Annotated in this window: 2 protein-coding genes (1 of these 2 only partly in view); both read right to left on the bottom strand. The window is 58.0% G+C overall.

Going from position 1 to position 2,809, the window contains the following annotated elements; all coding sequences use genetic code 11:
* Window positions 1–1,248: the 5' portion of a CocE/NonD family hydrolase gene (locus EOB49_RS31250; protein ID WP_245472913.1), read on the bottom strand. 27 nt of this gene lie to the left of the window's left edge; 1,248 of the gene's 1,275 nt are visible here — the first part of the coding sequence; the start codon lies at window positions 1,246–1,248; its stop codon lies off the left edge, out of view.
* 464 nt (window positions 1,249–1,712) lie between these two features.
* Window positions 1,713–2,809, bottom strand: a 1,097-nt coding sequence (locus EOB49_RS31260) for an ABC transporter substrate-binding protein (protein ID WP_245472915.1), incomplete at its 5' end; no start/stop codon positions are given.

A 2,809-nucleotide genomic window follows, 5' to 3' on the forward strand; every position in this document is an offset into this window, starting at 1 on the left:
GTTTCCAAGCAGCGTCATATCCGACGTCGCCTGTGCCGATCTATAATTCAAAACACCGGTGGAACACGGCTCGACCGCGAATTGCTGATTGTCGCTGACCAGCTCTACACCTGTCGGGTACAGGTAGAGACGGGCGCCGTCGTCGTCTGGGCTAGGACCCGTATGGTCAGGGGACAGCTTAGCATCGGCCGTCAAATACAAGGGACGACGCTCGACAGCAGGATCCGGCCACCTCTCGTGATGTGTAACCCACCCAGCAACTGACTTCTTGGCATCTCCGTCGGGTACCTGAACTTCCCAATACACAGTCACCGGCGGTTCGTTTTCTATTCCATTCTTCACGCCCTTCACCCAACGGTCGAGGAATTTCATCCGCTCTGCATCTATAATGCTATAGCCGCGTGGTCCAAGCCCGGCGCTTCCATGATCCCCGTTTATCATAACGAGTTTCTTGTTCTTCACCTCAGCCATTTGCTGTGTGAATATTTTGAGGCTTTCGGCTGTAGCGCCGAAATCCTGAAACATGGCAACAATCAAGGTCGGGACATTGATCTCGCCTGCGACGTCAGGGCGGACCGGAGACACCAGATCCCACCATTCGTCCTTAACTGGGTGCTTTAGCATCTCGTCAAAAAACGGACGCTTGATTATCTGTCTGCCACTCTCGCAAATTTGATCGCATTGGGCATCACCTTCGTTGATGCGCCACTCCATGCCAGACAAAGGAATTAGGAACTGGGTTCTAAAGGCCCACTCTACAAGGGCCGGCTGCGCCACACCACCTAGGTACTCGTGATTTACGAAATCGTCTTCGACGCCCGTCGGCACGATAGCCCTCAAGTGGGGAGGGCGTTCTGCTGCGACCCAGAGCTGACTCGACCCCGCTGATGAGTTGCCAACCATCCCTACATTGCCGTCGCTCCAGGGCTGCCTAGCGATCCACTCTACCACTTCGGCGCCATGCACTCCTTCTTTTCGCGTATACCAATGGTCGATAATACCCTCCGAGCAACCTGTCGCGGTCATATTGGCGCCCACAAAAGCGTAGCCCGCGTCGAGAAATTCCTTCGCCTGTTGGAAAGGAGTCGCGCTTGCATTATATGGATCATACATGAACACGGTCGGGTAGCGGCCCGACTTGGGGCGGTATGAAATATAGGCGATTCGAGTACCGTCCTGCGTAGATACATAGCCGATGTCGCGAACTACGTCAGCTTCTGGGAAGGCGGCGGCCTGACCACTTTTCATATGTTTTACCTTTCCTGGTTTGCTTTCATCGGCGAGACGGTGAGCACGCAAACGCCCGGCCCGCCAAGGTACCACCAAGCTCCTGAGCTGGCGGCGCCCGCGCGCTGGGCGAGCGAAGCAAAGTGCCCCCACCATAAGGGTCACCGAGCACAAATGAGACAGCAGTCTCAGTATAAATCGCGCCCGCGATAAACCAGAGCACCGTTGGCTGCGACCTACGGGACGCGGTTTGGCAGGAGATGGCGTACCATGATGTTGACGTCGCTAGTGACAACCTTGGCGCGCTCACCGAATTGGCGTTCTCGCAATGACAGCATCTGGCTCCGAGCGATGCGTGTAATGAAAGTCCAGTTCGTCACGCCGACGACCAGAATGATCACGAAAAGAGAAGGACGGAACCTATGGTATGAGGAGGATCCGCCCGATGTGCCGGCTCATCTAATCTCCTTTTCCACTACGATATCTTAGGCCGGCTTCAGGCGATCGAAGGGAAAGTAGCTCCACATCGACATCATATCCTCGTTCCCCCATCCCTCGAAGCAATCCTTGCGACGGGCCTCGAGCACCAAGGGGTATGATAGGATGATGTAGGGCGCTTCGGCGTAAATAAGGCGCGCCGCCTGGTCTACCAACTCCCGGCTCTTCTTGCGGTCAACCGTGACCTCGACCTGCGACAGAAGTTGATCGAACTTCTCATTCGTCCAATTCGACGTGTTGTAGGTATCCTTGCTGCTGCCCAATGAGAGCAGGCTGCGAGCGCTGGGATCGCGCCAGCCCGCCTTAACGACCAGGTCCCAGCCTCCGCCGCCTTTTGTTGGGGCTGCCGTGCGTGCGTCAAGCGCGCCGGATTCGAGCTGGGTTACCGATACGGGTATGCCAATTTGTCCCAACCAGCCTGCGATAAGCTGTACGGCCGCGATCGGTATCTCAAGGGTGCCCGAGAGGGTTCCGGTAATCAGCTCTAGCTGGAAGCTGTTTCCCTCCTTGTCCTCCCGGATGCCGTCGCCGTTCGTGTCCCGATAGCCGGCGGCATCGAGCCGGCGAGCTGCCTCGGCGAGATCGAAGTGGCGCCTGATGTCGCTCAGGTCCGAGTAGTAATCGGCCGCGACCGGCATCACCAACCCCACGCCGGGGTCGGCGTGACCGCGGTAGGCCCGCTCAACGATAGCCTTCTGGTCGATCGCGTAGCCGATCGCATCGCGAAACGCCGCATCCTGAAGGGCTTTGGTGCTGCCTGCACCGTCCCCCGAGCCGGTGTTGAAGGCCAAATAGTCCCGCTGCTCAATGCGGGATTGACCGACCTCCATCGCAGAATCCTTCGACAGATCGGCCCACTGGGCAGGCGTGAGGCTGACGCCATAGTCGAGGCTTCCACTCTTCAGACCTTGAGCGATGGGATCGGCCACATTGAAGAAATGAAAGACCATCCCTGCCGTCGCCGGCTGCCCAGTCCGGAAGTACGGGTTCGGCGAGAGGCGGGCAAACTGGCCCTGCTGGAACTCCGAAACGATCATGGGTCCGGTGCCCACCAGCGGCGGATCATTGCGGAAGGTGCCCCGCG

The sequence above is a fragment of the Mesorhizobium sp. M7A.F.Ca.MR.148.00.0.0 genome, from assembly GCF_003997735.1.
In the GTDB taxonomy this organism is placed as follows: Bacteria; Pseudomonadota; Alphaproteobacteria; order Rhizobiales; family Rhizobiaceae; genus Mesorhizobium.